Below are 23,588 nucleotides of genomic sequence, written 5' to 3'. Positions count from 1 at the left end.
GCCGATGCCTCGCGGTGCGGGGCGGCTCGTGCTGGTGATGGGTCTTCTGGCCCTGGCGCTCGGCGCATACTTCTTGGCACCTCGACTGCCGCTTCTCATGCAGCCGCCCACGGAAGGTTATGACCCGGCCCGAATGGTGCTGGTTTATGCGACGCTGCCCCGCTTGGTGATGGCCGTCCTCTGCGGCGCGGCCTTGGGTGCTTCCGGGGCGCTCTTGCAACAGGCTTTACGCAACCCTCTCGCCTCTCCCACCACGCTGGGCATCGATGCCGGGGCTCGGTTGGCGCTCGGCGCTGTCACGCTGTTTTATCCGGCGCTCTTCGGCTGGGGGCGCGACGTGGTTGCATTGGCCGGCTCAGGCGTTGCTGCCGCCCTCGTCTTCGGATTGAGCCGCCGACAGGATTTTTCGCCTGTCGCTTTGATCCTGTCGGGTCTGCTCGTCAGCCTTTATTGCGGCGCGCTGGCAGCGGCTCTTACGCTCGTCGAAAGCCGTTATCTCGCGAGCTTGTTCGTCTGGGGTTCGGGCTCGCTCAGCCAGCAGAGCTGGACGCCCACATTTGATCTGGCGATACGCCTCGCCGTTCTTGTCGTGCCCATAGCGCTTCTCGCACGGCCCCTGAGCCTGCTCGACCTCGGTGAAGACGCCGCGCGTGGGCTCGGCCTCAATGTCGCCTATCTCCGGCTCGGGGCCGTAGCACTAGCCGTCCTTCTGGCGGCCTTCACCGCCAGTTCCGTCGGCGTGATCGGCTTTGTCGGCCTCGTTGCGCCGATCCTCGTGCGGCTTGCCGGCGCGCGCAGCTTCGGGCGAAGCTTGGCTGCCGCAACAGCCGTTGGCGCGCTGCTGCTGCTTCTGACCGATCTGCTTGTGCAGATGGCCGCCGGTCTCTCAGCCGATTTTCTGCCCACCGGTGCGGTGACCGCACTCCTCGGCTCACCGATCCTGCTTTGGCTTCTGCCACGCGTGACCGTGCGCCTGCGCAAGGAAGCGGCTGCCATGCCGGCCATGCGATCCTATGCACTTGCGATGCGACGAGGCGTGCTGCCAGTCTTCATCATTGGCGCTCTTCTGATTGTCTTGACGCTTATCGCTTTGGCCGTCGAACGCGCCCCGAACGCAGAGTGGCAGCTCCTTTCAGCAGCTGACGTGTCTCACATCCTACCCTTCCGCTGGCCACGCGTGCTGGCGGCAGTCGGCGCAGGACTGCTTCTCGGCTCAGCGGGCTTCCTGCTCCAGCGCCTGACCGGCAACGAGATGGCAAGCCCGGAAATTCTCGGCGTGAGTTCAGGTGCGACATTCGCGATGGCCGTAGCCCTGTTCGTCAGCGGCGTACCCTCGCTCGCCACCGTCACCGCATCGGCGGCGCTGGGCGCCGCGTTGGTGCTCGGGCTCATTCTTTTCCTGTCGCGCCGCTCCGGCTTTCAGCCCGAGCGCATGCTTCTGGCCGGTATCGCATTATCCGCACTGCTCGATGCGGTGATCGGCGTGCTCTCGGCTGCCGGAGATCCTCGCGCACTGCAGCTTCTGTCCTGGCTCACCGGCGCGGGCTTCGCGGCCGAACCCATGTCGACCCTCGTCTCGCTGGCACTCGTGGCCCTTGGCATAATCGCGGCACTCTGCCTCGTGCGCTGGCTCGACATCTTCCAGCTCGGCGCAGTGACGGCGCAGGAACTCGGCGTACCGCTCGGGCTCGCCCGCGTGCTCCTCTTGGCGCTCGTTGCGGGCACGACCGCGGTGGCGACGCCGCTGGTCGGCCCGCTCACCTTTGTCGGATTCATCGCACCGAACCTCGTACGGCTGCTCGGGCTTCGCCATTCTGGCACAGCGCTTCTTTCGAGTGCGCTGACAGGCGCGGCCATCCTCGTGACGGCTGACTGGGTCGCGCGCACGGTCGCGTTTCCGTTTCAGCTGCCGACCGGACTGGTCGCCTCGCTGGTGGGTGCACCACTTCTACTCTGGCTTCTGCAAAGGCGACCCGCATGACCGCTCAAGCAGCAACTCCCGACCGTGCTTCCGCCGAAAAAGGCTTCGTCCTCGAAGACGTGCGGTTCGCCGTGGACGGCGCGACCATCCTCCACCCGCTATCGGCACGCATCGGTGGCGGACAGGTTCTGGGTCTCGTCGGGGCGAACGGCTCGGGGAAATCGACGCTCCTGCGCATTCTCGCCCGCCAGACCGCCCCGAGCAGCGGACGCGTCAGCTTCGGAGGGCGGGCCTTGGCCGACTGGGGTGCGCGCGATCTGGCTCGTGAGATCGCCTATCTGCCACAATATCCGCAAACCGGCATCGGACTGACGGCGCGCGAGGTGGTGGCACTCGGCCGCTACCCCTGGCACGGCCCATTCGGCCGTTTCACCGCCAATGATGCCGCCCGCACCGACGAAGCGCTGCGGGTGACGGAAACCACCGACTTCGCGGACCGCACGCTCGACACGCTGTCAGGCGGCGAGCGACAGCGCGTGTGGCTCGCCATGTTGGTGGCACAGGATGCCGGATGCCTGCTGTTGGATGAGCCGACATCTGCGCTCGACATCAGTCACCAGATCGAGGTGCTTTCACTGATACGCCGCCTGGCACATGAGAGCGGTCGATGCATCGTGATCGTGCTGCACGACGTCAACATGGCCTCCCGCTTCTGCGACCGCGTGATGGGCCTGCGCGGCGGGCGGCTGGTGGTCAGCGAAGGGATTCACGACTTCATGACGCCGCAGAGCCTTCGCACGGTTTATGGGCTCGATATGCAGATCCTGCCTCACGCCACCCATCCGGCCGGCGTCGCAATTCCCAACTGACGAATGCAGTTCTTAGAGGAGACAGCGGAATGCTGAGAGCCCAGTGCGATCTGCCGATGCCCGAGCCTGAGAAGCTTCTGGCGCTGTTTTGCGAGCACTACATCGAGCATGGCTCCGTTCGCCGCCGCGATCGCGCAGGCCGGGTTGCCATGAGCTTCGGCTCATTTGCACTTCATGCCAACGGCGAGACTTTGTCGGTCAGAGCGAAGGCACCGAACGAGGATGGACTGACTTACGTCAAATGGGGGGTGGTCCATCACCTCAATGAGTTCATGAGCGAGGCGGCCCCTGCCGTGCGCTGGCAGGGCCATGCGAAGACCGGCGCGGTGCCCTCGTTCTGGCGCGAGATGCGCGTGGTGGATGCGTTCGACATCACGCCATGTATGCGACGGGTGATACTCAGTGGACGCAACCTTGCGGCGATGGCCGAGGGCGGCCTGCATGTGCGCTTGTTCTTCCCGCCAGCAGGACGCCCGCTCAAAGGACCTGTGCTGGGAGAGGATGGCTGTCCGATCTGGCCGGACGGTGAGGACAAGCTGACGACCCGCGTCTACACGATCCGCGAGGTCGATCTCGCACGCGGTCAGGTTTCCATCGATATTCTGCGGCATGACGGCGATACGACGCCCGGTTCGACCTTTGCCGTCGGTGCACGTCCCGGCGACGTGGTCGGCATGTCGGGCCCAGTGGGCGACGATGGTGCATCCACCAAGCGCCGCCTGTTCCTCTTTGGCGACGAGACCGCGATCCCCGCCATCGACCGCATCCTGCGTCGCCTGCCGCAAAATGCAGAAGCGCATGCGGTGATCGAGGTGGCAAACCGCGACGAGGAACAACCGCTTCGCTCCGCCGCCTCACTCAAGATCGAATGGCTTCATCGCGATGCAGGGGGAATGAGTTTGAGAGCGGCGGCGGAAGCCATCACGCCGGATGTTCTCGGCGCGGATGGCTATATCTGGGCCGGCTGTGAATTCGCCGACTTTCAGGGTATCCGCCGCCACTGCCGTGAAGTGCTCGGGCTCAAGCCCGACCGCCACCATGTCGTTGCCTACTGGCGCAAGGGCGTCGTGAGCGAGTAGCAGCCCATCGTATCGATGGATCAAGCAATCAGATCAGCGCCAGCGGTCTGACGCTGGACCACACACGCCGATCGCCGGCAAAGATGATCAGAAGCAGGTTAGAGACCGTCCTTGGCGCTCGGCATCCGGTTCCAGCCACAATGGCTGGAACCGATAAATCTTCGATTATCTTGGAAATTTTGGTGGGTGCGACAGGGATCGAACCTGTGACCCGCTGATTAAGAGTCAGCTGCTCTACCAACTGAGCTACGCACCCACTCGCGTTGCAGCGAGTGGCGCGGGATATAGCCAGCACTTGCCCGCCTGTCTAGGGCGCGAAGGGAGAAACTTGGGCTTTCAGAAAAACAAATTGCCTTCCGCAACGGCGACCGCGAAGCCGCCAATGAAGGCGCGGATAACGCGGCCATTTTCGACGACTATGCGTACGCGGATATCGGACGGACGACCCATCTCAACCCCCTGCGCGATTCGGAATGCGTGCTCGCCGGAGGTGAGTCCCTCGGCAGCTGCGATAGCTCCCGTGAACGCGGCGGCGGCTGAACCCGTGGCCGGGTCTTCCACGAGACCGAGATGCGCCGCAAACATACGTGCCTGGAAGTCGGCACCGCTTCGCCCGCGCGAATAGACATACGCGGCAGAGATGCGCTCGTTGTTCTGATCGTTGAAGAGACGCGTCCAGAGCTGCGGATCGAGCCTGGCACGCCCCAGCGCATTGAGGCTTGCAACAGGCACAGCGACGTAGCCGACGCCGGCGCTCCAGTGCGACAGCAGGTGATCGTCGAACGCGATGTCTTCCGGCTGCAGCCCAAGGGCTTGCGCAGCGTCCTCCGCCCTAAACTTCAGAGGCAGCGGCTCCGAAAGTCGTGTCAGCTCGAACTCCGCAAACCCAGCGCCATCCACCTCGGATACGGTGCACGCAACCGGTCCGATCTTCTCACCGAGAACAAACGGGCGCGGCTCGACCATGCCCTCGCCGTAGGCCAGAGCCACTGCGCTTCCCACGGTGGGATGCCCTGCAAACGGCATTTCGAAATGCGGCGTGAAGATGCGGATCGCCGCGTCGCTGCCATCCGCTACTCGCTCCGTCACGAACACCGTTTCGGACAGGTTGAACTCGTTGGCGATCTTCTGCATCGCCGCGGTGTCGAGGCCGTGGCTGTCGAGCACCACGGCCAGCGGATTGCCCGCGAGCTTTTCGTGCGTGAACACGTCGAGCACGACATAGGGACGTTTTGCCATCACAGAGTTCCACTATTCGCAAAGTGCCATTCCACCAGTGGTCGCATATGCGGCATGGTTCCGACAGGAAGATCGTCAGCCGAACGGATCACGACCGGCCCCTCGATCTCGGGTTCCAACTCTGCTGCCACAAAACGGCGGATACTTTCCGCCATGGCATCGGCAGTTTCGGTGAAGCGATAGCGCCGGAAGATCACGGTGCCACCCTCGCCGCTCCAGCAATGGAAGGCGGGCTCGGCCGCTGCCCGATCAAGCAACAGGCCAGTTTCCTCTCCGACTTCACGCGCCATATTGAAATGAGGATCAACGCGTCTGTCGCGGAAATCCTCCGGCTCGAACGAGCCGGCGGCGAAATAAACACGTCCCGCATTGGCCGTATGAGCGCCCATTCGCGCTGCGATCAGCGCGTTGTCGGCACCGACCGGTATTGCATGAGCGAAGCAATGCTCCGCGCTGGCGACAGGTCGAATGCGACGCCAGAGCATGAAGGTCGAGTACTTCACGACATGGCAGGTGCCGACCAGCCGCTCGTCGTGCCACGCAAGCGAGGCGAGCAACGCCATGTTGCCATCGAACAGCGATGGATTGTGCGAAACTTCTTCCTCCCAGTTTTCCCTGATCTCCTTCTCACGCCCCGCGGCGAAGGGGTGCGGACCATCTTCCAACCTCACATCGACCTCCCGAACGGGCAGGACGCGGTTACGCGGCAGGTCGAAGCTCATGCAGGCAGGTCCAAGGAAACGGCAACGGGACAGTGATCGGACGCTTTGGGCCGATCCCAGCCGATGCGCGGGAAGCGCTGCACCTCTTGCCCCGCCGGAAACGGCGTGCGCCAAGGTTGTCCGTTGCGGATGATCGCAGGAACTGCATCCGGGTTGGCCGCGGCGAGCGCGGGCGACGCTAGGATGTAATCAAGTTGGCACAGATGGCGCTCTCGTGGTCCGCGTGAATGGAACAGCGTCCAGCGGTCGAGCACAGGTCTTCGCTCGACAAGGTTCACCGCGAAACCGTCGGTCAGCAAAACATCGAGTGCGGAAGTCTCCTCGTGGACCGGCGTGAAGACATCGCCGCGTAACTCGTCGCCGGACACGACAAGTCGCTCCGTGTAGTCGTTGAAGTCGCCGCAAATAGCCCAGGCCGCGTGTGCGGCGCCGTCCCGACCGAACCGCGTCTCGATCAGGTGGCGCACGGCAAGAGCCTCTGCGCGCCTGAGCGGCATGGACGCCTCCCGGCCCGTCAACCCATTGCGGTTACCCGTCATGGATTTCAAATGCACGACGAAGAGCGTGAGCGGTTTTCCGCCGACGCGCAGGTCCACCTGAAAGCAGTCGCGGCGAAAAATGCGATCGCGAGGGTGGAAATTGAGATCTTCCAGTTCGCTTGTCAGCAGTCCTAATTCCTCGAATGTCACACGAGAAAAGCTTTCGCTCGAGACGAGTTCAATGATTTCGCCGGCCGCCGTCTGCTCACGCATCATCACCGCCACATCGATGCCGCGCATGTCGTTGCCCGTGCTCACGAATTTGTGTCGGTAGCCCTCGCCGATCATGCGAAAGAGGTAATTGCGCTCGAACGCCTGCAACGCTTCGAGATCGTCCACTTCCTGGAGGCAAACGATGTCGGCCCGCGTCGCAGCGATTGCGAGGGCTGTCAGCTGGCGGGTATCGTCCGTCGCCGCAATCGCGCGGGCCTGCTCCAGCTCTTGGAATTGCGCTTCGCTCTCGATCTGAAAGAGCGAGAGGACACGGTCCTCGTTGAACTCATTCTTGAAGCCGGAGAAATCGAAGCGCCGAAGAAGGTTTTCGACATTGAAAGTGGCAAGGCGGAAAGGCATCGAACGGGTTTGAGCGTGCTCCGAGCACTTTGACAAGTCCTTGATCAGAGGAACATTTTCATTCAGGGGCCGTTCATAGGCGAACCCCGATGCTCCGCCCTATCGTTCGGCGGTTCATGCGTCGGACACCACATAATCGGGAGTTACACGATGAAGAGCTTATTCGTCTCGGCTCGTAAGGCGGTGGTTGCCCTCGGATTGTCCGCAACCATGGCTTTGCCTGCTATCACCGTTCCAGCGGTTTCCGCACCACTGGCCCCCATCGCCCAGCCTGCTGCGCCTCAGGCTTCGGGTCAGGTCGTTGATGTGCAGTATCGCGACTGGCGTCGCGACCGCGGCTGGCGCGACCGTCGGGATTATCGCGACTGGCGCCGTGACCGCTGGCGCGATCGCGGTGATTATCGCCGCTGGGATCGCCGCCGTGACCGGAATACGGCCATCGCGTTGGGCCTCGGCATCGGCTTGCCGCTCGCAGCACTTGCTGTTCGCCCGGCATACGATCCCTATTACGCGCCGCGTCCGGTTTATCGCGAATACGCCCCGCGTCGGGTTTACCGTGGCGGTGGCTCGGCACATGTTGACTGGTGCTACAACCGTTATCGGTCGTATCGCGCCTATGACAACTCGTTCCAGCCGTATAATGGACCCCGTCAGCAGTGCTACTCGCCCTATAGCTGATCGGATCCAAAACGATGGAAAAAAGCCCGGGATCATCTTCCCGGGCTTTTTCTTATCAGCTCTTAGTTCTTGGCCTTGTCGACCAGCTTGTTCTTGGCAATCCAAGGCATCATGCCGCGCAGCTTCTCGCCGACCTGCTCGATCTGGTGGCTGTCGTTGACGCGACGGATACCCTTGAAGCGGGCTGCACCCGACCGGTACTCCTGCATCCAGTCCGAGGTGAATTTGCCGGTCTGGATGTCCTTCAGGACGCGCTTCATCTCGGCCTTGGTTTCATCCGTGATGATGCGCGGGCCGGTAACGTATTCGCCCCACTCGGCCGTGTTCGAGATCGAGTAGTTCATGTTGGCGATGCCGCCTTCGTAGATCAGGTCCACGATCAGCTTCACTTCGTGCAAGCACTCGAAATAGGCCATTTCAGGCGCATAGCCTGCTTCGACCAGCGTCTCGAAACCGGCGCGGATCAGCTCGACCAAGCCGCCGCAAAGCACGACCTGCTCGCCGAACAGGTCGGTTTCACACTCTTCCTTGAAATTCGTCTCGATGATGCCCGAGCGGCCGCCGCCGACGCCGCAGGCGTAGGAGAGCGCGAGATCGAGCGCATTGCCCGAAGCGTCCTGATGGACGGCCACGAGGCAAGGCACACCGCCGCCCTTCTGGTACTCACCGCGCACCGTGTGGCCCGGTCCCTTCGGCGCGATCATCACGACATCGACGGACTTCTTCGGCTCGATGAGGCCGAAATGCACGTTGAGGCCGTGCGCGAAGGCAATGGCCGCACCGTCACGGATATTCGGCGCGATCTCGTCACGATAGATGTCGGCCTGCAACTCGTCCGGGGTGGCCATCATCATCAGATCGGCCCACTTGGCGGCCTCGGCCACGGTGAGAACCTTGAGCCCATCGGTCTCGACCTTGGCGGCAGTGGCGGAACCCTGCTTGAGGCCGATCGCGATCTCGGCTGCGCCAGAATCCTTCAAGTTCAGCGCATGAGCGCGGCCCTGGCTACCATAGCCGATGATCGCGACTTTCTTGCCCTTGATCAGGTTCAGATCGGCATCCCGATCGTAATAAACGCGCATGATGTTTCCTCTGTTGGTTTATGTGTGGGTCCGGCATCACGCCGGGGTCTCGCCCGCGCGGTGAAGCGCGAGAAACTGTTGCGTAGCGCGCTGAGCGTCGCGCTGAATGTCGGCCTCGCTCAGCTTGAGCTTATCGCCGAGCAGAAGTCTGATCTGAACGTCGCGCCCGATGAGCCCAAAAAATGTACGGAAGGCGTTCTCCGCATCGTCGAACGCGATCAGTCCGGCTGCTGCCGCACTTTCGAGCAGCGGCTTGAGGCGCTCGCCCAGAGCGAACCGCCCGTTCTGAAGTACGATCGAACCAAGGTCGCTGTCCGCCGTGGCAGCGCTGCCGATGGCAATCCGGTTCAATGCGATGGACGTGTCGCTGGCGATCACGCGCAACCAGTTGGCGGCAAAGGTCTCGAGGCTGGCTTTCAGCGCGCCTACATCGAGATGCTGGCTGTCATACTCGCTCGCGCGAACCTGCGAGGCCTGCCATTGAACGGTGGCAGCCAGCAATCCGCTACGGTCGCCATACCATTTATAAAGCGTTTCCTTGGAGCAGCTCGCCCGGTTGGCGACGGCCGTCATCGTCAGGCCATCGGCACCCTTCTCGACCATGAGTGCGAGCACAGCGTCGAGCACGTCGCGCTGGCGCGCGGATGGCTCTCCCTGTGCTGCGACTGCTTGGCTCATCGTCAGTACCGTACGTTACGGTTCGGCATTTAGCCGATGAATGGCAAAGGCGCAAGGGGTCTCGATGAGCGGCCAATAGAGCAATGATCTGCGGAGTAGTCGAAGCGGGTGAGAAGACGGCCAAGACAAGCTGTGGAGCCCGAACGGCGAGAAGACCCAGAGAGCTTGCATAGGTGATGGAAATGAGAGCGGCCGGACGTTATCGGCCGCCCACGAGGAAAACGCCCTGCCCTCAGATTGCCACCTGCGTACCGATCTCCACGACGCGACCGGTCGGAATCTGGAAATACTCGGTGGCATCCGCCGCCGAGCGCGCGAGGCCGATGAAAAGCTTGTCCTGCCAGATCGGCATACCGGATGTGGACGACGCCTTGAATGAGCGGCGCGACAGGAAGAAAGAGGTCGTCATGATGTCGAATTTCCAGCCCTGCTTGCGGCAGATGGCAAGCGCGCGCGGAATGTTGGGCTGTTCCATATAGCCGAACTTCAACGTCACCCGCATGAAGAGTTCGTTGACCGGCTCCATTTTCACCCGCTCGCTTTCGGGCACTTTCGGCTCCTGCGCGGTGGTCACCGACAGGATGACGTTCTGCTGATGCAACACCTTATAGTGCTTCAGGCTGTGCATCAGCGCGGTGGGTGCGCTCGCGGGGTCCGAGGTCAGAAATACAGCCGTGCCCTGCACCAGATGCGGCGGTTTGCGCGACAGGTTTTCCACCAGCACATCGAACGGGATTTCGCTCTTCCGCGTCTTGTCGAACAGATAGCGCGTGCCTTTCACCCACGTCCACATGATGAGACCGACACCGCCGGCAACCAGGATGGACACCCAGCCTCCCTCGTGGATCTTGACCACGTTCGACAGAAGAAACCCGCCATCAAGGATGCCGAAAAGCACGCAGAGCGTGACGGCTATCCCGGCGCGCCATTTCCAGCCATGCACCATGACGATGCAAAGCAAGACGGTTGTCATCAGCATCACGCCGGTCACTGAGATACCGTAGGCAGAGGCCAGAGCGCTCGACTCGCCAAAGCCGACCACGAGCAGGATCACGCCCAAGGCCAGGAGCAGGTTGATCCGCGGCATGTAGATCTGCCCCGACACGCTTTCAGACGTATGCTGCACCTCGAAACGCGGCAGGATGTTGAGTTGCACGGCCTGTCGCGCCAGCGAATAGGCACCGGTGATCACCGCTTGGCTGGCAATCACGGTGGCCAGCATCGTAATCAGCACGCCCGGGATCAGGAACCATGACGGCATGATCTCGTAGAACGGATTGGTCGGCACGCCGTCATTGGCAAGCACGAAGGCGCCCTGCCCGAAATAGTTCAGAAGCAGTGCCGGGAAGACATAGAAGAGCCAGCTCGTGACGATCGGTTTGCGACCGAAATGGCCGAGATCCACGTAAAGCGCTTCGGCACCTGTCACAGCCAAAAACACGGCACCGATCGTGATGAACGACAATTCCGGCTGAGCGATGAGGTAGTGGATCGCATAATAGGGGTTCAGCGCGAGAAACACCTCCGGCGCATCCGCGATGTGATAAAGGCCGAGCCCACCGAGCATCAGGAACCACAGCGCCATCACTGGGCCGAACACCTTCGCCACCGATGCCGTACCGAGCCGCTGCACGGCAAACAGCACGGCAAGGATCACGAGCGCGATGATCTCGATATAGGGGTCGAAGGCAGGCGTCACGAGCTTGAGGCCTTCCACGGCCGAAAGCACGGAGATCGCCGGCGTGATGATGGCATCGCCGAAGAACAGCGCGGACGAAATGATGCCGACGATCAGGATGATGCCTGCGCCCTTCGGATAGTTCGCGCGTGCGAGCGCCATCAGCGAAAGCGATCCGCCCTCGCCATTGTTGTCGGCGCGCATGACGAAGACCACGTATTTGATCGTCACGATCAGCGTGAGCGCCCAGACGATCATCGACAGCACGCCGAGAATGTCGCCGCGCGTCACTGCACCATCGCTGCCCGCAGCATGGAGTGCCTCGCGGAAAGCATAGATGGGGCTCGTTCCGATATCGCCGAAGACGACGCCGAGGGCACCGAGCATCAAGGCCGGTGTCGAATGAGACGCGTGGGTAGATGTTTCGGAGTGCACCGGGCGAGCCGCGCCCTCTGTATCGGCCATTGCCATGGAGACTGGGGTCCCTTGAGAAGCGCGCGGTGTCTAGGCCTTCTCAAACGCGTTGGCAAATCCCGCGTTGCATCGGGTTGCCACAAAGAGGCCCAATTGGTGAATCCTGGGGACGGATTCAACCGGCACCCAACTTTCGCGTTTCAGCGCACGATCGTGAGCTTCTTCGCCGCTCGCGTGATCGCGGTATAAAGCCATCGGGCACGCGTATCCTTGAACGCCCAGCTTTCGTCGAAGAGCATCACATCGTCCCACTGGGAGCCCTGGGCCTTGTGGACGGTGAGCGCATAACCATAGTCGAAATCGTCGTAGCGCTTGCGGTTCGACCACGCGATCTCGGCGTCCGGATTGTCGAACAGTTCCTTGAGGAGCTTGATCTTGGCCACGCCGCGGTCTGGATCGTCTTCTTCCGGCGAAACCAGCAGGTTGATACCGGGCTTCACCGTTTCGCGCGAAGAGGTCATCACCTTCCACAGCGAGCCGTTGAGCAGACCCTTGGCCGGATCATTGCGCAGACAGACAAGCTTGTCGCCGGCTTGCGGAAAGGCGGCGGAAAAGCCTTTCAACTCGCGCAGGCGCGTATTGTAACGCCGGCGCGTGCGGTTGGTGCCGACCAGCACTTGGTCAGCGCCCAGGACCTTGTCGCGATCGACCTCATCCTTGCCGATCACCTGCGCTTCGCCATAGTCGCCGCGCATGAACTCGCGTCCCTCGCGAACATCGAGCGCGAGCCGGATGATCGCATTGTCGCGTGCCTGCCGGTGGATCTCGGTCAGGAGAAAATCAGGTTCGGCCTCAGTGAAGAAGCCGCCACCCGTCACGGGAGGCAGCTGGCCCGGGTCGCCCAGCACCAGAACCGGTGTGCCGAATGAAAGCAGGTCGCGGCCCAGAGCTTCATCCACCATCGAGCATTCATCAATCACCACGAGCGCAGCCTTGGCGATCGGGCTCTGCCGGTTCAGCGCGAAGGTCGGTGAAACTGAGGTCTTGCCGGTGGTCTCATCCTCGACACTCTCCTCCCCTCGGGGCCGATAGATCAGCGAATGGATCGTACGGGCATTGCTGGCGCCTTTGGAACGCAACACCTGCGCGGCCTTGCCGGTGAAGGCCGCGAACTGCACGCCGCCATCCACCCCTTCCGCGAAGTGCCGCGCCAGCGTCGTCTTGCCGGTGCCGGCATAGCCGAACAACCGGAAAACCTGCGGCCGGCCATTCTTCAGCCAGCGGCCGACCGCTTGCAACGCCTCGTCCTGTTGGGGAGAGAATTCCATCTCCTCCGTGGACAGGATTCGTGCAAAACCTGCAAGCAGAAGAACGCGCTGACGAATCGTTAATCTTTGGCGTGTGTTGCTCTATATGACGCGGCGTAATCGCCGCTCCGGACCCCTTGGAATGTCGTCGTTCCTTGAACTGCCAGTCACTGACGAAGTCGAGCAGCCATTGTTCGAAATTCTTCACGAGCTCGATCCGGAGAGGGACCTTGCGCTCGTGCGGGCACTCCTCGATGCGCTGAACATCGCCGATATCGGAATATGTCTTTGCGATGCGCGAGACCACGTCCGCTACGCCAATTCGCTCTGGCGCCAGACCTTCTTCCATCCTGAAGAGACAGGCCCCACCGATTTCATGGCCGCTATCGCGAGGGCAGTTGCAGCAGGGAGCGGCATCAAGCTCGAGACACTGAGCCTCGAGGAATTCGTACCTTTTTACCGCAAGCGGCGTCAGGAGGGACCTGACCGCAGGGGGTTCTACACCGATATGGCTGACGGTTCATGGTGGTGGGTTCGCGACCATCGCTTCGCCAACGGCTGGTTCCTTGTCCTGGCGTCCGATATTTCCAGCGTGAAACAGGAGGAAATGCGCCTGCGCGATGCGCACGCGCGTGCCTTGCGCGAGAGCCAGACCGACTTTCTCACCGGCCTGCCCAACCGGCGGCGCGGCATGGCGGATGCATCCGCTGCGCTCGAACAGTTCAGTCAGGACAATCTCCCGCTGACGCTCGGCTTGCTCGACCTCGATCTGTTCAAAAGCATCAACGACGCCTTCGGTCACGACACCGGTGACGCCGTGTTGGTCGATTTCGCGAACATGCTGACCCACCAGTTGAGCTCACGAAACCATGTGAGCCGCATCGGTGGCGAAGAATTCATGGTGGTGATGCCGGAAACGCCCATTGAACGCGCGCATAAGCGGGTCGAGCGTTTACTCCGGAACATGAAGCCATTGCCGCGCGGCGAAGAATTGCGACCGCTCTTCTATTCTTTCAGCGCCGGCCTTGCTCAAGCACGACCTGGCGAGCATCTGCGATCCGTCCTCACGCGTGCCGACGCGAACCTCTACAAGGCCAAGATCGGCGGGCGGCGTCGCGTCGAGATCAACCAGGGCGCGGCCTAGCGCAGCATCGGAACGAGGCTCGCCACGAGCAGCAGCCCCATGCTGATGTTGAACCATTTCAGCCGCAACGGATCGGCGAGAAACCCACGCAGCGCGATGCCGAATCCTGCCCAGGACGATACGCAGGGCAAGTTTACGATGGCAAAGGCCAAAGCGATCAGCCACACGGAAAGAAAAGGCGAGGCAGGATCGGTGTAAACGGCCATCGCAGACAGAGCCATCACCCATGCCTTCGGGTTCACCCACTGGAACGCAGCCGCCTCGATGAAGCGCATCGGTCGCGCCTTATCCTCCGCCCCCTTCCCCAAGGTCCGCGCGCTCGCAATACGCCAGGCAAGATAGAGCAGGTAAGCGCCACCCACGACCTTGAGCGCGTTATGCAGCACGGGAAAAGCCGAAAGCAGCGCGCCAAGGCCGAGGCCTACACCCAGCAGCAGCGAGAAGAAGCCCACGCCGATGCCCAGCATGTGCGGGATCGTCCGGGTGAACCCGAAATTCACACCGGACGCCAGCAGCATGAAGTTGTTCGGTCCCGGCGTGATGGACGTCACGAAGGCATAGGCGAGCAGCGCCAGAAACGTCTCATGGGACATGACAAATGATCCATGCTTCCGATCAGAACTTGCCCGGCCCCATGCCCTGTGCGCCGCGGTTCATCGCAGCCACGCCGGTCCGGCAAACTTCGACGAGCCCCAGCGGCCCCATAATGGCGATGAACTGCTCGATCTTGGAGACCGCACCGGTGATCTCGAAGATGAAGTGGCCGGTATTCGCATCGATCACCTTGGCGCGGAAGGCATCAGCCAGACGCAGCGCCTCGACCCGTTGATCGCCTTCGCCGGCTACTTTCACCAGCGCCAATTCGCGCGCTATGGGCTTGTCGTGACCGAGTTCCACGGCGCGAAGCGTCAGGTCGACGACCTCGTGAACCGGCACGATGCGCTCGAGCTGGTTCTTGATCTGCTCGATGATATGCGGTGTTCCACGTGTGACCACCGTGATCCGCGACAGATGCTTCTGGTGCTCGGTCTCCGAAACCGTCAGGCTCTCGATATTGTAGCCGCGCCCTGAAAAGAGCCCGATCACCCGCGCCAACACGCCCGGCTCATTGTCCACCAGCACCGACAAGGTACGCGGCTCGGGCAACTCCTTCTCGCTTGGAATGAAGTAGGCCGAACCGGTGGCTTGAAGCTGGGCGTTCATGGGAATGCTCGTTTCGAATTTGGAAGAAGAGGATCGGGGAAACAGGAATGGGCCGCCGAAGCGGCCCATCACATCAAATCAAACCAGCGCCCTACCCTTGGCATCGATGGCCGTCGCGACCGCTTCATCGGTCGCCTCATCGGGTAGGAGCATCTCATTATGCGCCTTGCCGGATGGGATCATCGGGAAGCAGTTGGCGAGGTTGGCGACGCGGCAGTCGAAAATGACCGGCTTCCTGACGTCGATCATCTCCTGGATGGCGTCGTCCAGATCGCCCGGCTTCTCGCAACGGATGCCATGGCCGCCATAGGCCTCGGCGAGCTTCACGAAATCCGGCATCGCTTCCGTATAGGAGTGCGACAGGCGATTGCCGTGAAGCAGCTGCTGCCATTGGCGCACCATGCCCATATACTGGTTGTTCAGCACGAAGATCTTGATCGGCGCCTCGTACTGAACGGCCGTCGACATTTCCTGCATCGTCATCTGCACGGATGCATCGCCGGCAATGTCGATGACGAGTGCGTCCGGATGCGCGATCTGCACACCGAGCGCTGCCGGCAGGCCGTAGCCCATGGTACCCAGACCACCGGAGGTCATCCAGCGGTTGGGCTTGTCGAAGCCGTAATATTGCGCTGCCCACATCTGGTGCTGACCGACCTCGGTCGTGATGTAGGTGTCACGGTTCTTGGTCAGCTCATAAAGCCGCTGGATCGCATATTGCGGCATGATCACATCGTCGCTCGGACGATAGTTGAGCGAACCGCGCTTGCGCCAGCGCTCGATCTCCTCCCACCACGGGTCGAGCTTCTTCGCGTCCTGCTTTGGCGCCGCGCGCCACAGGCGAACCATGTCTTCCAACACATGGCCGACATCACCCAGAACCGGCACATCGACGCGCACGTTCTTGTTGATCGAGGACGGATCGATGTCGATGTGGATCTTGCGCGAATGCGGCGAGAACGCGTTGAGACGGCCTGTGATACGGTCATCGAAGCGTGCGCCGACGCAGATCAGCACGTCGCAATCATGCATCACCATGTTGGCTTCGTAGGTGCCATGCATGCCGAGCATGCCGAGCCAGTTCTTGCCCGAAGCCGGATAGGCGCCGAGACCCATCAAGGTCGAGGTGATCGGGAAGTTCGTCAGCTGCACCAGTTCGCGCAATGCAGCGCTCGCTGCATCGCCCGAATTGATCACGCCGCCACCGGTGTAGAGCGCCGGACGTTTTGCGGTGAGCATCAGCTCGACCGCTTCCCTGATGCGTGCCGGATCGGCCTCGACGCGCGGGCGATAGGCGGTGCGTGGCGAGGTCTGCGGCGGCTCATAGATGCCGCGCGCGAACTGCACGTCCTTCGGGATATCGACAACGACGGGACCGGGACGACCGGTGGTCGCCACATGGAATGCCTCGTGCAAAACGGCGCTCAGCTCATTCACGTCGCGCACCAGCCAGTTGTGCTTGGTGCAGGGCCGCGTGATGCCGACCGTGTCGCATTCCTGGAAAGCGTCCGAGCCGATGAGTGAAGTCGGCACCTGACCCGTGATGCAGACCAGCGGGATCGAGTCCATCAATGCGTCCTGCAAGGGTGTCACCGCATTGGTGGCGCCAGGCCCCGACGTGACGAGCATCACGCCGCACTTGCCGGTCGAGCGCGCATAGCCTTCCGCCGCATGGCCTGCGCCCTGCTCGTGGCGGACGAGGATATGCTTGACGTCTTCCTGCTGGAAAAGCTCGTCATAGATTGGAAGCACCGCGCCGCCGGGATAGCCGAAGATGTGTTCGACGCCGTTGTCCTTGAACGCCTGGACCACCATCTCGGCGCCCGTCATTTCGCGCCGTCCACTCTCGCTGCCTGTCATGATCTCGTTCCGTCTGGCTGTCTTGGACTTGGGTCCCGATGCGGACCGCTTGGAGAATTGAAAATTCGCAACAAAAAAGGCCCCTTTCGGGACCTCGGACTTTCGCGCATGGGAGGCTATCGCCAGGCGGTCACACCGCCTTGCCCACGCGCGCTCCTACGATAAGAACTGCCTTGTACGTCATAGTGGAAGACTTATCCACGCGTCGGCAGCCTGTCAATCGGGCTCGGGCTTTTCCACGCAACATTCATTCTTCTGCAACCACGCAAGCAAAGCACGCTTTAATTTACGTCTCGTAGGTTGATCCGGAGAGTTCGTGGGGACGACTTCGGCATGTATGTCGATCCAAACTTGAATCGCGGCGAAAGCACGTCGCAGGAGCGGCGTGACGAGACGCAGCGGGACCGCCGTATTCTCGGTCACGTGGTGCAGTGCGACGGCGCGCGCGCGGTCATCAGCGCCATCGCCGACACGCGGGAAAATGGCGGCACGGACCATTGGACTGTCGGCCGAATGATCTCGATCAATCTCGGTGCCGCACGCACCGTGGGCCTCGTCTACGAGATCGCCCGCCCCGAACTCTCCTGGACCGAAGACCAGGAGAATATGATCGAGGTGAAGCTCGAACTGATCGGCGAAGTCCGCGACATCGGGACCGCCGCAGCCCCCGTCTTTGATCGAGGCATCACGATCTATCCCCATATCGGTGCCATCGCCCACCGCATCCGCGCGCGAGACCTTAAAGCCGTTTACGAGATCGGAGGCCGCCGTTCGATCAAGCTGGGCTCGCTGTCGCAGGACAACGACCTCGCCGCCAATATTGCGATCGACGATACGCTCGCACGGCATTTCGCAGTGGTCGGTACCACGGGCGTCGGCAAATCGACGGCTGTGTCGCTGTTTTTGCGAAAAGCGCTGGAAGCACGGCCCGAACTGCGTGTGCTGATCCTTGATCCGCACAACGAGTTCGCCGCCTCCCTTCCCGAGCATGCCTATCGCATCGGCACTCACAACCTCGACCTCCCCTTCTGGCTGTTTCGTCTGGAGGAGTTCTGCGAGGTTCTGTTCCGGGGCCGCGAGCCCGTTGCCGAAGAAGTGGACGTACTGCGAGACATTATCCCAGCCGCCCGCGCGCTTTACCGCGCCGGTTCGCAAGGGGTACAGCCGCGCCGTGGATCCGATGCGTTCACTGCAGACACACCTGTTCCCTACCGCATCGCAGACCTGCTGCGCTTGCTCGACGAGCGCATGGGTGCGCTCGATGGCAAGACCGACCGCCCACATTTGCGGGCTCTGCGTGGAAGGCTGTCTTCCGCCATATCAGATCCGAACTACCGCTTCATGTTCAACGCGCGGCTGATCGAGGATTCCATCCAAGAAACCATCGGCCAGATCTTCCGGATTCCGCATGATGGCCGCTCGATTACCTGTTTCGAGATGGCGGGCATGCCGTCCGAAGTGGTCAATTCGGTTTGCTCGGTGCTCGCTCGCCTCGCCTTCGACGTAGCGACATGGAGCGAAGGGCGGCTCAAGCTCCTGTTGCTGTGCGAAGAAGCACATCGCTACATGCCGGCGGATCCGCGCTTGGGCTTCGCGCCCACACGCCATGCCCTGTCGCGTATTGCCAAGGAGGGCCGCAAGTACGGGTGCTTCCTCGGTGTCGTGACACAGCGTCCGGGTGATCTCGACCCGACCGTGCTTTCGCAGTGCTCCACCGTCTTCGCCATGCGCCTCGCCAATGAAGCGGATCAGGCCATCATCCGCTCGGCCATCGCGGACTCCTCGGCTTCGAGCCTGTCCTTCCTCTCATCCATGGGCCAGCGCGAGGCCATCGCTTTCGGAGAAGGTGTCGCCGCAACCATGCGTCTACGCTTCGAAGAAGTGCCGATTTCACGCATTCCCGGCATGGCGCGAGCCGACTCGGCGCTGGATGTCGCCAGTGGTGAAATCGACCTCAGCCTTATCGTGGATCGCCTTCGCAACGTGGCACGCAGCATGGGAAGCGAAGCTCCGTCGGTGCCTTCTCAGGCGGGTGACACCTCCGCAAGGCCGACGGCGGGCTTAGCCGAACAACGCGCTTCGGTGCAGGTCTACGCTCCACCCGCTTATGCACCCACGGCACGATCCCGCGTCGATGACGATTACGGCGTTCTCAACCGCAGCGGCGGTTTCGGGGCTCGCACGAGAACCTGATGCCAGCTTGAACATGACGGAGCCCAGTTCTCAAGGCTCCGTTGAGCGCTCAGGCGCAAACCCGGTTACGACCCAGACGTTTGGCCTCGTAGAGCTGTTGATCGGCCCTGCGAACGAAGCTCTCGCCACCCTCCTGACCGTCCCAGACCGCGAGCCCCACACTCGTCGTCACGCGGAGACGGACATTGCCCGCACTGATGACAAGCCCTGCCACTGCACGGCGAATGCGGTCGGCGAGCTTCACCAAATGCTCCGCATCCATATTCGGCCCCAGCACCGCGAACTCCTCGCCGCCGAGCCGCGCTACGACATCGTGGTAGCGCGTCATATCCTTGAGACAGGCTGCGACAGCGCGCAACACTTCGTCTCCGACATCGTGGCCATGCGAGTCGTTGACCGATTTGAAGTGGTCGAGATCGAGCAGCATCAGTCCGACCGGCTTTTCGATCCGTCCGAACTCCTCGAGATATTGCTGCAAGGCGTCATCGAAGTAGCGGCGGTTGTGAACACCTGTCAGGCTGTCGGTCAGCGCTGCCTGCTCAAGGGTTTCAGACCGCGCCGAAAGCGAAGCCGTCATTTCGCGCAGCTTGGTTTCCTCGAGCGCCTGCGTACGGAGCAAGGGATAGATGAAGAAGACGCCGAACAGCACGGCGGCCGCAATCAGCACGCCCATGCCAAAAAGCAGCCGAGACAGATAGCTGGCGCGCTCTGCCCAGACCCCGATATCCGTCACATCCTTCGCGGACTCCACCACGCCATAGGCATGCAGCGTCACCATGCCGGCAGCCATGATGATGGAGACAAACACAAAGAATGCGAGTTCAGACTTGTGAAAGCTCATCCTTGTGCCGCCAATCAACTGTTTGGGTGCGTTATGGCAGATCGAACCTTACGGAGCGTAAACAACCTTAGGTTGCTTATTTCAATAACCACAGGTAGGCGATTTCCGTAGCACTTGGGTTGGCAGAATGGGCGGAGAGATAAGCCTAGAAAGCTTGCACACGCTGCCATTGGTCTCCGAACTGGGTACGGAACCACGTGGATTGCCGTTTGGCATATTGCCGTGTCGCCGCCTTGGCTTGCTCGACTGCTGTGCTCAACTCAAGCCGGCCCTGCTCCACCGCTATGAGTTCGCGCAGCCCGATCGCCTTCATCACCGGTAGTTTGGACGACAGGCTCATCGCTTGGATCGCACGCACCTCCTCCCGCGCGCCCTCGTCCATCATTCGGTCGAAACGCTCGTTGATTCGGGCATGCAGAACGGCACGCTCCGGCTCGATCACCAAGCAGCGTACGCTCGTCTGGTCGACAACGCCTGAAACCGGCTGACCCTGCCAATAGCGCAACGGCTTGCCAGTCGCTTCAAGAACCTCGAGAGCGCGGACGATGCGGTGGCCATCTGCAGCCCTGAGCGATGCCGCGCCCTCGGCATCCAACTCTGCGAGCCGGCGATGAAGGGGCAGGGCGCCACCGTCCAACAGTTCCTGACGCAGGTGTTCGCGGATTTCCGAAGGAATATCCGGCAGCACCGCAAGCCCCTGCAGCAGCGCTCGAAAATAGAGGCCAGTGCCGCCGACGAAGATAGGCATGCGATCCTCGAATGCGCCGTTCTGACTGAGCCTCTCCACATCCCGCAGCCACATGCCGACCGAGTAGGTTTCCGCAGGCGAAACATGGCCGTAGAGCTGGTGCGGCACACGTTCTATTTCGTCCAGCGAGGGTCGCGCCGTCAATACGCGAAGGACATCGTAGACCTGCATCGAATCTGCGTTGACGATGAGCCCATTTTCGACCTCGGCCAGACGAAAGGCCGCTGAAGACTTGCCGCTCGCGGTCGGCCCGGCTATCAGCACGGCATTCCTGATCAGCTTTGTCGTGCCTCCCATGCCGTTCGTCGCCACGCTCGTTTCTCATCCGGCCGGGCGCGGTATTGCCCCGGCCCTCGCCCGTAGCGCGCAACAGGCGCTTCGTGCAACCGAGCCGGATTGGCTCTCACCCGGCTTCGCCTGTGACCTCGCCCTGCCGGAAAGCATTGATGCAGCTGAGGCGACGGCACGCCTGCGCGAAACGCTCGCGGATGCAGAAGTCGATTGCGCCGTGCTCGACACCGCCAGCCGCCGCAAGCGCCTGCTGCTCGCCGATATGGACTCCACCATCATCGAGCAGGAGTGCATCGACGAACTCGCCGACGAAGTGGGCGTAAAGGATCGCGTCGCTTCGATCACCGAACGCGCCATGCGCGGCGAGATCGCCTTCGCACCCGCCCTGCGAGAGCGCGTAGCATTGCTGAAGGGCCTCGAAGTCGCCGTGATCGGTCGCGTTCTCGAAAGCCGCATCACGCTCGCTTCGGGCGCCAAAACCCTGATCGCTACCATGCGCAAGCATGGCGCATGGACCGCGCTCATCTCTGGCGGCTTCGAAGCCTTTACGGGCCCGATCGCCCAACGTGTCGGCTTCGACGAGCATCAGGCGAATCGGTTGATTGCCGATGGCGACCATCTCGCAGGTTTGGTCGAGGAGCCGATTCTCGGCCGTGAGGCCAAGGCGGATGCCTTGCAATCGATCTCGAAACGTATCGGGCTGGAATTGGCCGACACTCTTGCCGTGGGTGACGGCGCGAACGATCTCGGCATGATCGAGATCGCCGGCCTCGGCGTCGCGCTCCACGCCAAGCCGGCGGTGGCCGCAGCCGCACAAGTGAGAGTCGACCATGGCGACCTCACCGCCCTGCTCTTCCTGCAGGGTTATCGCCAAACCGAATTCGCTACCTGAAAGGCCAATCCGAACAAAATGCGTGGCGGGCTCTGGAGCCCGCCCGATGGGTCAATCGATCCGCACCGTGACGAAGCGCAACTCGCCGGTTTTCGAAGCCAGCATCAGGAGGGCGTTCTTGCGTCCCTGATTCTTCAGCGCCGTAATCCGGTCGTTGACCTGCTTGGGCGAGGTCACCGTTTCCTGGCCGATCTCGGTGATGACATCGCCCTTCTGGATACCGCGCTCGGCAGCGGGCGTGTCCGGCTTCACCTCGGTCACCACCACGCCGTTGACTTCCTTGGCGACGCCAAAGCTCTTGCGCGCTTCCTCGTTCAGTTCGCCGAGCGACATGCCGAGCACGCTGGACACTGCAGGTGACTGGGTCTTCGGCTCGGCGCCGTTGCTTTCATCATTTTCGGTATCGGTGTCATCGGCGGCCTGATCGTTATCCTCGAGCCGACCGAGCGTGACCTTCACGGTCTCTTCCTTGCCCTTGCGAACGATCAGCACATCGACGGCCTTGCCCACCGGGCTTTCCGCCACCACACGCGGCAGATCGCGCATGCTGGCGACATCCTTGCCGTCAAATTTCAGGATTACGTCGCCCGGCTGGATCGTGCCGTCATCGACCGGTCCGCCCTTGATGACACCAGCAACGAGCGCACCCTTGGTGCCCTTCATACCGAGGCTTTCGGAGATTTCCTCGGTAACCGGCTGGATGCGCACGCCAAGCCAGCCACGTCGCGTCTCGCCGAACTCGCGCAGCTGATCGACGACGCCCGATGCGAGCTTGGCGGGGATCGAAAAGCCGATGCCGATCGAGCCGCCGGATGGCGAGATGATCGCCGTGTTGATGCCGACGACTTCACCATACATGTTGAAGAGCGGCCCGCCCGAGTTACCGCGATTGATCGCGGCATCGGTCTGGATGAAATCGTCATAAGGTCCGGAATTGATGTCGCGGTTGCGCGCCGAGACGATACCGACCGTCACCGTCCCCCCCAGCCCGAACGGGTTGCCGATGGCCATCACCCAGTCGCCGATGCGCATCTTGTCAGAATCGCCGAACTGAACGGCTCTCAGCTGCTTTTGCTTCGGATCGACCTTGAGCACCGCGATGTCGGTCTTGGTGTCGGTACCGACCAGCTCGGCCTTCAGCGTGTCGCCGTCGGGGAAATTGACCTCAATCTCGTCGGCATCCGCGATGACGTGATTGTTGGTGACGATGGTGCCCTGCTCGGCATCGACCACGAAGCCCGAGCCCAGCGACTGCACCTTCTGGCCGCCCTGCCCGCCTTGGTTGCGATCCTTGAAAAAGTCGTCGAAAAAGTCCTGAAAGGGCGAGCCCTCGGGCAGCTGCGGCGGCGGCACGGCACCCTCGCCTTCCGTGCCCTCGGCTTTCTGCGTGGTCGAGATGTTGACCACCGAATCCTGCAAGCGCTCGGCCAAGTCGGCAACCGAAGCGGGCCCCGCAGCGGTCGGAGTCGGCACCTGTGGCGCTGACTGGGCCGGTGCGGCAGCTGGTGTCTGTGCGAGGGTCGGGCTTACGGCGGTTCCAGCGAGCAGCGCGGCGGTGAGCAGCGCGCTCAAACCTTTCGCGCCACGCGGGGACAGGAATAGCATCAAATCTTCCTCCGAAAGCTCGACGGCGCGCA

Annotated in this window: 20 protein-coding genes and 1 tRNA gene; 7 read left to right on the top strand and 14 right to left on the bottom strand. The window is 62.0% G+C overall.

Annotated features, from left to right (window positions below):
• Nucleotides 1-4: 4 nt before the first annotated feature.
• From fhuB to NGM99_RS09635, 3 genes are read left to right on the top strand one after another with little or no spacing between them, the layout of a single operon-like run.
• Nucleotides 5-1,981, top strand: coding sequence for a Fe(3+)-hydroxamate ABC transporter permease FhuB (fhuB, locus tag NGM99_RS09645; RefSeq protein ID WP_252818329.1), 1,977 nt, complete (start codon nucleotides 5-7; stop codon nucleotides 1,979-1,981).
• On the top strand, nucleotides 1,978-2,790 hold the full coding sequence (locus NGM99_RS09640) for an ABC transporter ATP-binding protein (protein WP_252818328.1): 813 nt from the start codon (nucleotides 1,978-1,980) through the stop codon (nucleotides 2,788-2,790). The genes fhuB and NGM99_RS09640 overlap by 4 nt, the downstream gene beginning before the upstream one ends.
• Before the next feature lie 29 nt (nucleotides 2,791-2,819).
• Complete coding sequence (locus tag NGM99_RS09635; protein ID WP_252818326.1) at nucleotides 2,820-3,869, top strand: siderophore-interacting protein; 1,050 nt, start codon at nucleotides 2,820-2,822, stop codon at nucleotides 3,867-3,869.
• A 180-nt stretch (nucleotides 3,870-4,049) separates the two neighbouring features.
• On the opposite strand, the gene NGM99_RS09630 is transcribed toward NGM99_RS09635, so the two are convergent.
• The 4 genes from NGM99_RS09630 to NGM99_RS09615 all read right to left on the bottom strand — a co-directional run bounded on the left by NGM99_RS09630 (nucleotide 4,050) and on the right by NGM99_RS09615 (nucleotide 6,942).
• A tRNA-Lys gene (locus NGM99_RS09630) sits at nucleotides 4,050-4,125 on the bottom strand.
• Nucleotides 4,126-4,205: 80 nt separating this feature from the next.
• Nucleotides 4,206-5,087 (bottom strand): PhzF family phenazine biosynthesis protein, encoded by an 882-nt coding sequence (locus NGM99_RS09625; protein ID WP_353937396.1) that lies wholly within the window; start codon nucleotides 5,085-5,087, stop codon nucleotides 4,206-4,208.
• 20 nt (nucleotides 5,088-5,107) lie between these two features.
• Nucleotides 5,108-5,830, bottom strand: coding sequence for a hypothetical protein (locus NGM99_RS09620; RefSeq protein WP_252818323.1), 723 nt, complete (start codon nucleotides 5,828-5,830; stop codon nucleotides 5,108-5,110).
• The gene (locus tag NGM99_RS09615) at nucleotides 5,827-6,942 is read right to left on the bottom strand and encodes an endonuclease/exonuclease/phosphatase family protein (protein ID WP_252818322.1); all 1,116 of its coding nucleotides are present in this window, start codon (nucleotides 6,940-6,942) and stop codon (nucleotides 5,827-5,829) included. Before NGM99_RS09615 ends, NGM99_RS09620 begins: the two co-directional genes overlap by 4 nt.
• 150 nt (nucleotides 6,943-7,092) lie before the next feature.
• Here NGM99_RS09615 and NGM99_RS09610 point away from each other — a divergent pair, with 150 nt between their 5' ends.
• The gene (locus NGM99_RS09610; RefSeq protein ID WP_252818320.1) at nucleotides 7,093-7,620 is read left to right on the top strand and encodes a BA14K family protein; all 528 of its coding nucleotides are present in this window, start codon (nucleotides 7,093-7,095) and stop codon (nucleotides 7,618-7,620) included.
• Nucleotides 7,621-7,682: 62 nt separating this feature from the next.
• Here NGM99_RS09610 and ilvC read toward each other — a convergent pair whose 3' ends face one another.
• The 4 genes from ilvC to NGM99_RS09590 all read right to left on the bottom strand — a co-directional run bounded on the left by ilvC (nucleotide 7,683) and on the right by NGM99_RS09590 (nucleotide 12,800).
• The gene (gene ilvC, locus NGM99_RS09605) at nucleotides 7,683-8,702 is read right to left on the bottom strand and encodes a ketol-acid reductoisomerase (RefSeq protein WP_252818318.1); all 1,020 of its coding nucleotides are present in this window, start codon (nucleotides 8,700-8,702) and stop codon (nucleotides 7,683-7,685) included.
• Between the two features lie 36 nt (nucleotides 8,703-8,738).
• Nucleotides 8,739-9,380, bottom strand: a complete 642-nt coding sequence (locus NGM99_RS09600) for a TetR/AcrR family transcriptional regulator C-terminal domain-containing protein (protein ID WP_252818317.1) — start codon at nucleotides 9,378-9,380, stop codon at nucleotides 8,739-8,741.
• A gap of 232 nt (nucleotides 9,381-9,612) precedes the next feature.
• Nucleotides 9,613-11,529, bottom strand: a complete 1,917-nt coding sequence (locus NGM99_RS09595; protein WP_252818315.1) for a potassium transporter Kup — start codon at nucleotides 11,527-11,529, stop codon at nucleotides 9,613-9,615.
• A gap of 143 nt (nucleotides 11,530-11,672) precedes the next feature.
• A complete protein-coding gene (locus tag NGM99_RS09590) occupies nucleotides 11,673-12,800 on the bottom strand; it encodes an ATP-dependent DNA helicase (protein WP_252818312.1) in 1,128 nt (375 codons plus the stop codon).
• Between the two features lie 121 nt (nucleotides 12,801-12,921).
• Here NGM99_RS09590 and NGM99_RS09585 point away from each other — a divergent pair, with 121 nt between their 5' ends.
• Nucleotides 12,922-13,923, top strand: a complete 1,002-nt coding sequence (locus tag NGM99_RS09585; RefSeq protein WP_252818310.1) for a GGDEF domain-containing protein — start codon at nucleotides 12,922-12,924, stop codon at nucleotides 13,921-13,923.
• Here the strand turns inward: NGM99_RS09585 and NGM99_RS09580 are convergent.
• The 3 genes from NGM99_RS09580 to NGM99_RS09570 form a co-directional block, all read right to left on the bottom strand.
• The gene (locus tag NGM99_RS09580) at nucleotides 13,920-14,516 is read right to left on the bottom strand and encodes a LysE family translocator (protein WP_252818309.1); all 597 of its coding nucleotides are present in this window, start codon (nucleotides 14,514-14,516) and stop codon (nucleotides 13,920-13,922) included. The two genes, NGM99_RS09585 and NGM99_RS09580, sit on opposite strands and share 4 nt — an antisense overlap.
• Nucleotides 14,517-14,538: 22 nt before the next feature.
• Entirely contained in the window at nucleotides 14,539-15,126 is a 588-nt protein-coding gene (gene ilvN / locus NGM99_RS09575) for an acetolactate synthase small subunit (RefSeq protein ID WP_252818307.1), read from the bottom strand.
• Nucleotides 15,127-15,204: 78 nt separating this feature from the next.
• Nucleotides 15,205-16,986, bottom strand: a complete 1,782-nt coding sequence (locus NGM99_RS09570) for an acetolactate synthase 3 large subunit (RefSeq protein ID WP_289852415.1) — start codon at nucleotides 16,984-16,986, stop codon at nucleotides 15,205-15,207.
• A gap of 333 nt (nucleotides 16,987-17,319) precedes the next feature.
• Between NGM99_RS09570 and NGM99_RS09565 the strand changes: the two genes are divergently transcribed.
• Entirely contained in the window at nucleotides 17,320-19,179 is a 1,860-nt protein-coding gene (locus NGM99_RS09565) for an ATP-binding protein (protein WP_252818305.1), read from the top strand.
• A gap of 49 nt (nucleotides 19,180-19,228) precedes the next feature.
• On the opposite strand, the gene NGM99_RS09560 is transcribed toward NGM99_RS09565, so the two are convergent.
• Nucleotides 19,229-20,020, bottom strand: a complete 792-nt coding sequence (locus NGM99_RS09560; protein WP_252818304.1) for a GGDEF domain-containing protein — start codon at nucleotides 20,018-20,020, stop codon at nucleotides 19,229-19,231.
• 145 nt (nucleotides 20,021-20,165) lie between these two features.
• Entirely contained in the window at nucleotides 20,166-21,080 is a 915-nt protein-coding gene (miaA, locus tag NGM99_RS09555) for a tRNA (adenosine(37)-N6)-dimethylallyltransferase MiaA (RefSeq protein WP_252818303.1), read from the bottom strand.
• Here miaA and serB point away from each other — a divergent pair.
• Nucleotides 21,064-21,951, top strand: a complete 888-nt coding sequence (gene serB / locus NGM99_RS09550) for a phosphoserine phosphatase SerB (protein WP_252818301.1) — start codon at nucleotides 21,064-21,066, stop codon at nucleotides 21,949-21,951. The two genes, miaA and serB, sit on opposite strands and share 17 nt — an antisense overlap.
• 51 nt (nucleotides 21,952-22,002) lie before the next feature.
• Here serB and NGM99_RS09545 read toward each other — a convergent pair whose 3' ends face one another.
• A complete protein-coding gene (locus tag NGM99_RS09545) occupies nucleotides 22,003-23,556 on the bottom strand; it encodes a DegQ family serine endoprotease (RefSeq protein ID WP_252818299.1) in 1,554 nt (517 codons plus the stop codon).
• Between the last annotated feature and the right edge of the window lie 32 nt (nucleotides 23,557-23,588).

The sequence above is a fragment of the Mesorhizobium liriopis genome, from assembly GCF_024053505.1.
Classification (GTDB): Bacteria; Pseudomonadota; Alphaproteobacteria; order Rhizobiales; family Rhizobiaceae; genus Mesorhizobium_B; species Mesorhizobium_B liriopis.
The sequence above is the reverse complement of the archived record's forward strand: the minus strand, read 5'-3'. Positions and strand labels throughout refer to the sequence as shown.

Coding starts and splice junctions, on each gene's coding strand:
- fhuB (WP_252818329.1), top strand. CDS start 5: ATGCCTCGCGGTGCGGGGCGGCTCGTGCTGGTGATGGGTCTTCTGGCC.
- NGM99_RS09640 (WP_252818328.1), top strand. CDS start 1,978: ATGACCGCTCAAGCAGCAACTCCCGACCGTGCTTCCGCCGAAAAAGGC.
- NGM99_RS09635 (WP_252818326.1), top strand. CDS start 2,820: ATGCTGAGAGCCCAGTGCGATCTGCCGATGCCCGAGCCTGAGAAGCTT.
- NGM99_RS09620 (WP_252818323.1), bottom strand. CDS start 5,830: ATGAGCTTCGACCTGCCGCGTAACCGCGTCCTGCCCGTTCGGGAGGTC.
- NGM99_RS09615 (WP_252818322.1), bottom strand. CDS start 6,942: ATGCCTTTCCGCCTTGCCACTTTCAATGTCGAAAACCTTCTTCGGCGC.
- NGM99_RS09610 (WP_252818320.1), top strand. CDS start 7,093: ATGAAGAGCTTATTCGTCTCGGCTCGTAAGGCGGTGGTTGCCCTCGGA.
- ilvC (WP_252818318.1), bottom strand. CDS start 8,702: ATGCGCGTTTATTACGATCGGGATGCCGATCTGAACCTGATCAAGGGC.
- NGM99_RS09600 (WP_252818317.1), bottom strand. CDS start 9,380: ATGAGCCAAGCAGTCGCAGCACAGGGAGAGCCATCCGCGCGCCAGCGC.
- NGM99_RS09595 (WP_252818315.1), bottom strand. CDS start 11,529: ATGGCAATGGCCGATACAGAGGGCGCGGCTCGCCCGGTGCACTCCGAA.
- NGM99_RS09590 (WP_252818312.1), bottom strand. CDS start 12,800: ATGGAATTCTCTCCCCAACAGGACGAGGCGTTGCAAGCGGTCGGCCGC.
- NGM99_RS09585 (WP_252818310.1), top strand. CDS start 12,922: ATGTCGTCGTTCCTTGAACTGCCAGTCACTGACGAAGTCGAGCAGCCA.
- NGM99_RS09580 (WP_252818309.1), bottom strand. CDS start 14,516: ATGTCCCATGAGACGTTTCTGGCGCTGCTCGCCTATGCCTTCGTGACG.
- ilvN (WP_252818307.1), bottom strand. CDS start 15,126: ATGAACGCCCAGCTTCAAGCCACCGGTTCGGCCTACTTCATTCCAAGC.
- NGM99_RS09570 (WP_289852415.1), bottom strand. CDS start 16,986: ATGACAGGCAGCGAGAGTGGACGGCGCGAAATGACGGGCGCCGAGATG.
- NGM99_RS09565 (WP_252818305.1), top strand. CDS start 17,320: ATGTATGTCGATCCAAACTTGAATCGCGGCGAAAGCACGTCGCAGGAG.
- NGM99_RS09560 (WP_252818304.1), bottom strand. CDS start 20,020: ATGAGCTTTCACAAGTCTGAACTCGCATTCTTTGTGTTTGTCTCCATC.
- serB (WP_252818301.1), top strand. CDS start 21,064: ATGCCGTTCGTCGCCACGCTCGTTTCTCATCCGGCCGGGCGCGGTATT.
- NGM99_RS09545 (WP_252818299.1), bottom strand. CDS start 23,556: ATGCTATTCCTGTCCCCGCGTGGCGCGAAAGGTTTGAGCGCGCTGCTC.